Below are 303 nucleotides of genomic sequence, written 5' to 3' on the forward strand. Positions count from 1 at the left end.
TACCTATATAGTTTGGAGGATTTTTATGTGCGAGAAAGCACCATGTGGCTAGACGTCTTGGAAGCTTTCGCCCAAAACTCGGCTAACATTATGCCTGTTTTGAATGAAAAAGGAGATTATCTGGGGTATTATGAGCTTAATGATGTGATAGGACTTTTTAACGAATCCCCATTTTTTAATGAAGCCGGAGGTGTTTTAGTGGTTGAAAAAGGTATTAATGATTATTCTTTTAGCGAGATAAGCCAAATTGTAGAGTCCAACAACGGTAAATTGCTCGGAGCGTTTGTTTCAAAAATGAAAAAT

1 protein-coding gene is annotated in these 303 nt (G+C 37.0%); it reads left to right on the top strand.

The genetic code is table 11. The features are described 5' to 3' along the window. Window positions 1–27 precede the first annotated feature (27 nt). On the top strand, window positions 28–303 hold a 276-nt coding region (locus H4O21_RS28950; RefSeq protein ID WP_220495933.1), incomplete at its 3' end, for a CBS domain-containing protein.

The sequence above is a fragment of the Oceanospirillum sediminis genome, assembly GCF_014164585.1.
Lineage (GTDB): Bacteria > Pseudomonadota > Gammaproteobacteria > Pseudomonadales > Halomonadaceae > Oceanospirillum > Oceanospirillum sediminis.